The organism is Streptomyces sp. W16 (assembly GCF_033194735.1).
In the GTDB taxonomy this organism is placed as follows: domain Bacteria; phylum Actinomycetota; class Actinomycetes; order Streptomycetales; family Streptomycetaceae; genus Streptomyces.
The window spans coordinates 1-5,535 of the sequence record NZ_JAWOAI010000592.1 but is presented as its reverse complement, the minus strand read 5'-3'; the positions used below and the strand labels follow the sequence as shown (position 1 = coordinate 5,535).

Sequence of the window (5,535 nt, the reverse complement as noted above, 5' to 3'; positions counted from 1 at the left end):
GTCACGCAGGCCGTCGAACTGCCGCTGTCCCCGGCCCGGGTGGCGCTGCTGTACCTCGCCGCGAGCAGCGCCGCCGCCCTGCTGCCCACCCCGGGCGGTATCGGCTCCCTCGACGCGGCGCTGGTCTTCGCCCTCACCGCCTCGGGAACCACGGCGTCGGCCGCCGCGTCCGTCGTCCTCGGCTACCGGCTGCTCACCGTGTGGCTGCCGCTGATCCCCGGCCTGTTGGTGCTCGGGGTTCTGGTCCGCCGCAAGGACCTCTGACACCAACCGGCGTTTCCCGTCCCGCCGGTTCAGGTAGGAGACCGTTGTTGACCCACGGTCGAGAGGGAGTGGCATGGCAGGGAACGAGACCGACGGCCGGCTGGCGGATGAGTTCTTCACTCCCGGAACCTCGTCCTTCACCGACTTCCTGACCGCACACCGGCCCGCGCTGCTGCCCACCCGCCGCCCCTTCCCGGACGGCGTCCGCGCGGCCGACGGCCAATTCCCGCACGGCACCACGGTGTTGGCGCTCACCTACCGCGACGGCGTGCTGATCGCCGGCGACCGCAGGGCCACCATGGGCAACGTGATCGCGCAACGCGACCTGGAGAAGGTGCACCCGGCGGACGACTACACCGCGGTCGCCTTCGCCGGCACGGTCGGGCTCGCCGTCGACATGGTGAAGCTGTACCAGGTCGAGCTGACGCACTTCGAGAAGATCGAGGGCATCCCGATGACCCTCAACGCCAAGGCCACCCGCCTCGCAGGACTGATCCGGCAGAACCTCGGCCAGGCCATGCAGGGCCTCGCCGTCGTACCGCTCCTCGTCGGCTACGACCCCGCCGCCCCCGAGGGCGCCAAGGGCCGCATCTTCACTTTCGACGTCGTCGGCGGCACCTACGAGAAGCCGGACTTCCACGCCGAGGGCTCCGGCTCCCCGTACGCCAGGGGCGCCATGAAGAAGCTTTTCCAGCAGGGCATGTCCCGGCGCGACGCGGCCCTGACCGCACTGCAGGCCCTGTACGACGCGGCCGACGACGACTCGGCCACCGGCGGCCCCGACATCAACCGCCGTATCTTCCCCATCGTGTCGGTCATCACCGAGGACGGCTTCGAGCGGTTGCCGGAGCCGGAGACCGAGGCGCTCACCCGCGAGATGGTCGAACAGCGCCACAGCCACCCGGACGGGCCGACCGTCGCGCCCTGAGTGACACTGTCCGCACTGTCCGGCGGAAGGGGAGAGCGCGTTGACCGGTGTCGTGGGAACAGCCGAGCCGTCCCGTGTCTGGTCGCATCGGGCGCTGGGGCTGCACGCCGTCGTCGATGCCGCCGGAGCGGTCCGACTGGGAGCGCCCGGCCAGGACTGGGCCCGCCTGGTGCCGCTCGTCGAGATCACCGCCACCGGGCACGGACGCCTGTGGTCGGGGGAACGCTTCATCGAGACGGTCATCGGCGACCGCCTCGCCTACCGCGACCACGAGACCGTGCGGGACGGAAGTGCGGAGCGTACGACGATCCGGGTGGCCGATCCCGTGACCGGGCTGGTCGCCGCGGTCACCCTGGAGACGGGTGCCGGTGCGGGCTTCCTGCGCTCGCGGGTACGGCTGGTCAACGAGGGCGCCGAGCCGGTCCGGTTGGAGAGCGTGACGACCCTGACCCTCGGCGGCATCTCCGACCCCGGCACCGGACTCGACGGCCTGACCCTGCACTGGGCGGACAACAGCTGGCTCGCCGAATGCCGTTGGCGCCGGGCCCGGTTCCGTGACGAGGTCGTGCCGTTGAGCCGGTCCGCGCACGGGCACGAGGGGCGCGGCTGCTTCGAGCGTTGTTCGCAAGGGAGTTGGTCCACCGGACGCCACCTGCCGGTCGCCGCCCTCACCGACCGCGACGGCGGGGCGTGGTTGTGGCAGATCGAGTCCAGCGCGGGCTGGCGCTTCGAGACCGGAGAGCGCGAAGGCGCGGCCTACGTCGCCCTGTTCGGGCCCGACGACGCCCACCACCAGTGGCAACAGATCCTGGCCCCCGGCGAGGAGTTCCACACCGTCCCCGCCGTCCTGGTCCGCACGGGAAGCGGTGGCCTGGACGCCGCGTTCGCGCCCCTCACGGACCACCGCCGCGGCATCCGCCGCGATCACCCCGACCACCGCCAACTCCCGGTCATCTACAACGACTACATGAACACCCTGATGGGCGACCCCACCACCGAACGGCTCCTGCCGCTCATCGAGTCGGCGGCGAGCGCCGGTGCCGAGATCTTCGTGATCGACGCGGGCTGGTACGACGACGACGCCCAGGGCTGGTGGGACTCCGTCGGCGCGTGGGAGGCCGCGCCGAACCGCTTCCCGGGCGGCATTCAGGAAGTCCTGGACGCCATCAGGAAGCACGGCATGACCCCGGGCCTCTGGCTGGAACCCGAAGTCGTCGGCGTGCGCAGCCCGTTGGCGCACACCCTGCCGCCCGAGGCGTTCTTCCGGCGCGGCGGTGTCCGCGTCACGGAACACGGACGGCACCACCTGGACCTGCGTCACCCGGCCGCCCGCGCCCACCTCGACGAGGTCGTGGACCGGCTGGTCGGCGAGTGGGGCGTCGGCTATCTGAAGCTCGACTACAACATCAACAGCGGCCCGGGCACGGAGAACGGGACCGAGAGCGCGGGTGCGGGACTGCTCGGACACCACCGCGCCCACCTCGAATGGATGGCCGGACTCCTCGACCGTCATCCCCAACTGGTCCTGGAGAACTGCGGATCGGGCGGCCTGCGCATGGACTACGCCCAACTCGCCGTGGCACAGATCCAGTCCACCAGCGACCAGCAGGACCCGCAGCGCTACCCGCCCATCGCCGCCGCGGCCGGCACCGCCGTGACACCGGAGCAGGCCGCCGTGTGGGCCTACCCCCAGCCGGACCAGAGCCCGGACGAGATCGCCTTCACCCTCACCGGCGCACTGCTGGGCCGTATCCACCTCTCCGGCTTCCTCAACCTCATGGACGACGAGCAGTTCGACCTCGTCGGCTCGGCGCTCTCCGTCTACAAGGACATCAGGGCGGAGATCGCCGCCGCGCACCCGTTCTGGCCGCTGGGCCTGCCCGGCTGGGACGACGAGTGGATCGCGCACGGGCTTCGAGGCGCGCAGTCCACCTATGTGACCGTCTGGCGGCGGGAGTCGGACGGTGACGGGCCCGGCGCCGCCGACCACGCACTCGCGGTCCCGCACCTGCGCGGCGCCCGTGTCCAGCCCGTGGTGCTGTATCCGGCGACCTCCGATGCCGGGGTGGAGTGGGACGCTGCCGAGGGGCGGTTGACGGTGTCGCTGCCCCGGGCCGGCACCGCCGTTCTCGTTCGGTTGGGCGGCAGTTGACTCGGCGATCCGGCGTGGCACGGATGATCCATTGGTGATCATCGGGGAACAGACTCCGCGTGTATTCCGTCGGAAAGGCGCCTTCAACCGGCAATGCCGGGCTGTGGGCGTTTCGTCCGCGTCCCGCCCTTAGAGTTCTTGAAGTCCATGCGCGGCGAGGCCATGGCGGGCGGGCACCGGGCGTACCACTTTCGGAGGCGGGACCGAATGCGCAGGTATCCGTGACAGGGGAGTACACCGGCCGGCCCGTCAGGACGTCGAGCTTCGTCGGCAGGCGGCAGGAGACCGCCGAGGTCAGACGCCTGGTGGCCGCCCATCGGCTGGTGAGCCTGACCGGCACGGCCGGCGTCGGCAAGACCCGGCTGGCGCTGCACGCGGCGCCCCGGCTGGCGCGGGCGTTCGCCGACGGGGTGCACCTCGTCCACCTGGCCGGTGTGCGGGACGCGACGCTGGTGCCGCTCGCCCTGATCGAGGCGCTGAACATCCGTGACGTGTCCGGCCGTTCGCCCGTGCGCGTCCTCGTCGACCATCTCCAGGACCGGGAGTCGCTGCTCGTCCTCGACAACTGCGAACACCTCGCGGACGCCTGCGCCCGGCTCGTCGAGACGCTGCTCGCGGAGACGACGAGGGCGCGCGTGCTGGCCACCAGCAGACATCCGCTGGACGTCCGTGCCCAACACGTCCTGGAAGTACAGCCGTTGCCGACTCCCTCGGCGGACGAGCCGTTGCCTCCCAAACCCGCCCTGGAGTACCCGGCGTTGGCCCTGTTCGCCGACCGGGCCGCCGCCGTACTGCCCGGGTTCGCGCTCACGGCCGCCAACCAGGACGCGGTGGCCGCCCTGTGCCGCCGGCTGGACGGGCTGCCGCTCGCGATCGAACTGGCCGCGGTACGGATGCGCGCCCTGGGCGTACAGCAGTTGCTCGAACGCCTCGACCGCCGCCACCGGCTGCTGGCCGCCGGCGAGGACGCCCTGCCCCGGCACCGCACCCTGCGCGCGGCCGTCGACTGGAGCCACGACCTGTGCACCCCCGACGAACAGACCGTGTGGGCGCGCGCCTCGGTCTTCGCCGGGAGCTTCGACCTGGGCGCGGCGGAGGAGGTCTGCGCGGGACCCGGCCTCGACCGCGACGAACTGGTGGACGCCGTCGCCGGTCTGGTCGACAAGTCGCTGCTGGTCCGGGACGGCGACGCCGTCCACGCCCGGTACCGGATGCTGGAGTCGATCCGGCAGTACGGCCTCGACCGGCTCCGCGAGGACGGCGCCGACGCGGAGGACACGGCCCGGCGCCGCGTCCGGGACTGGTGCCTGGACTTCGTCGAGGACTGCGAGCGGCGCTGGTTCGGCCCCGAACAGCCGCAACTGGTACGGCGGTTGCACGCGGAGTCGGACACCGTCCGCTCGGCACTGGAGTACTGCCTCACCACACCGGGCGAGGTGCAGGCGGGGCTGAAACTGGCCGGACACCTGTGGTTCTTCTGGTTCGCGACCGGCGCCATGATGGAGGGCCGGTACTGGTTGGAACGGCTGCTCGCCACCGCCCCCGAGCCGACCGTCCCGCGCGCACGGGCACTGTGGTCGCTGGCCCTGATGCTGCTCAGCCAGGGCGACGCCGTCCGGGCCGCGCCCCTCGTCGAGGAGTCCCGCGAGCTGGCCCTGCGGCTCGGCGCCGAGGCCGAGGTGGCACACACCTTCTTCGGCCGGGGCGGCGCCTGCCTGATCAGCGGCGACTACGAGCGGGCCCGGGACGTCTACGAGGAGGCGCTGTCCCGGCCGCCGCGCGAGGGCGAGTCGATGAGCCTGGTCGGCTTCAAATACGTCGAGCTGGCCCATGTCCTCGCCATCCAGGGCGAGTACGACCATGCCATGGCCCTGTGCGAGGAGTTCCGGCAGATCTGTCTGAGCCACGGCGAACAGTGGATCCACTCCTACCTGCTGCGCATCCTCGCCTTCGCCGAGTGGGCCAAGGGGGACCAGCCGTCGGCCGGGGCCCACGCCCGGGAGTGCCTGCGGCTCAAGCGGGTGGTCGGTGACGTGTTCGGCATCGGCATGACGCTGGAACTGCTCGCCGCGGTCCACGCGCGCGACGGAGACGGCAGGCCCGCCGCGGTTCTGCTGGGCGCGGCCAAGCGGATCTGGCGGGACGCCCATGTCGCGCTCGACCGCACCCCGTCCCACGGCCCGGTGCGCAC

Annotated in this window: 4 protein-coding genes; all 4 read left to right on the top strand. The window is 71.9% G+C overall.

Annotation, left to right across the window (positions count from 1 at the left end):
• Positions 1 to 264, top strand: a 264-nt coding sequence (locus R6V09_RS44670; RefSeq protein ID WP_317887212.1) for a lysylphosphatidylglycerol synthase domain-containing protein, incomplete at its 5' end; no start/stop codon positions are given.
• A gap of 73 nt (positions 265 to 337) precedes the next feature.
• Positions 338 to 1,192 carry a proteasome subunit beta gene (gene prcB, locus R6V09_RS44665; protein WP_317887211.1) on the top strand — a complete coding sequence of 285 codons (855 nt, stop codon included), beginning with the start codon at positions 338 to 340 and terminating at the stop codon, positions 1,190 to 1,192.
• Between the two features lie 40 nt (positions 1,193 to 1,232).
• Positions 1,233 to 3,344 (top strand): alpha-galactosidase, encoded by a 2,112-nt coding sequence (locus tag R6V09_RS44660; protein ID WP_317887210.1) that lies wholly within the window; start codon positions 1,233 to 1,235, stop codon positions 3,342 to 3,344.
• Positions 3,345 to 3,565: 221 nt separating this feature from the next.
• On the top strand, positions 3,566 to 5,535 hold a 1,970-nt coding region (locus R6V09_RS44655; protein ID WP_317887209.1), incomplete at its 3' end, for an ATP-binding protein.

Excerpts from the sequence above, each read along its gene's own strand:
- prcB (WP_317887211.1), top strand. The coding sequence starts at position 338 with ATGGCAGGGAACGAGACCGACGGCCGGCTGGCGGATGAGTTCTTCACT.